This is a genomic window from Mesorhizobium sp. ArgA1 (genome assembly GCF_053714375.1).
On sequence record NZ_JBSKBQ010000090.1, the window covers coordinates 1 to 1,498 of the forward strand.

At 60.7% G+C, this 1,498-nt stretch carries 1 pseudogene; it reads left to right on the forward strand.

Annotation, left to right across the window (positions count from 1 at the left end):
- Positions 1–151: 151 nt before the first annotated feature.
- A pseudogene (locus tag ACWGTI_RS32420) lies at positions 152–1,498 on the forward strand (hypothetical protein); the annotation flags it as partial.

The following is a 1,498-nucleotide window of genomic DNA, read 5'->3' on the forward strand; positions in this document are numbered from 1 at the left end:
TACCGGCATGCACGTAGGGCAACAGGGGGACGGCGCGAATCTGCAAGCGAACTTTGAGCAGCAGCTGAACCAATTGCCGCCTGGTTCGTCCGGGGAGAGCGCTGGAGGGCGCCGAAGCGCGCATCTCGGCATTTCACGGCCGGTGCCGTCGTTGCCCGATCTGCGTGACAACTTCATCCCTTGCCACCAAACGCCGGAGGCGGCGGCGCACGGACCCGGCCCAGGCCCGAATAGCCAACCCGAGTTTGCGGTCACCAAAGAGGTCCGCGTGGGCGCAAAGCGCGACCGTTCCGAGCCCTTTCCCGAGGACAAGGAACTCGTTTCTACCTTCAAGAAAGTGGCCATCGAAGCGAAGACGAACGAGTGGACAGTCCTGAAATTGGGAGGTGATCTGCACCATCTTAGCCACTGGCTGCGCCAGGAAAATCGGCAGCCCATTTTCGGCCGGTTTAACCCCGATTCACCAAAGCATGCTTCTTTTGTAGCTGATGTGCAGGACTATCTGAAGGCTGGTGGCCGTCCTGCTATCGTTCCGCACCTGAAAAAGGTTGCGCCAGGGAGCCTCCCATCGCGAGAGCATCTAACTGGGAAGCTCCCTGCCGAAGACGTGGATCTTTTGGCAAGGTTCCGGCTTGACGCCGAGCAGCGCAACATCGCCGCCAAAGGGACCGTCCGCACTACCCTTTCCAGATTGAGGCAGTTTGCGCTGTGGCTCCAGGACAACAACAAGGGATCTTTGGCTTCTCAGTTGCAAGGCGGTTCCCTGGACAAGGAGCTTTCGGAGTATCAGGCGGGGAGGGACTCCCGGAACCGCCTTACAACGGCTCTGGCTGATCTCCAGCGGTTCTTGCCTCAACAAGCCAAACGGCTTCAACCTCCTGCCATTGGGCGCCCCCGTCAACTGGCTCCTCATCCCGAAGACGCCCTCTTGATCGATGGCGCGCTCGGCCAAACGTTGAAAGATCTTGGAGCCCCGACTGCGGAGCAGAGGGTATCTGCGCAAATACGGGCTACACGTCTTCGTGCGCTGAGTGATTGGCTTCGAAGCGAGGGCAAGGGGAGCATAGCTGGCCGACTAAACGGTTCTAGGCCGGAGCAGTTAAAGCTGGATGTGGTAGCGTTCCAACGGACTGGAAAAAGAACCCCCTCTGCCGATTTGTCGCATCTTCGGAACTACTTAAAACTAATCGAGGCTAATCGAGACCTGCGGCTGCAAGCAGCTGAGCAGCGGGCTTTGCCAGCAGTGCTGGACGCCGGGCGGCCCCGCTCTTCGCAGGAGCTCCCCGCGACCGCTCAGAGCGAGCGCGCCGGGGCGTTCTTAGGCGAGGCGATGCAAGCATCCGCATTCCCATCAACTGCCAAGGCGCCCCCAGGGGTCTACCATGAAATCCCGGCGCGTGCCCACTTGCGCGATGACGCTCACTTTGCGCCAGCGCACTCTGCCGGGGCGCGCTCAGGCACCTTCGGCGGCCTTCAGTCCTTTGTCGACCTGAATGCG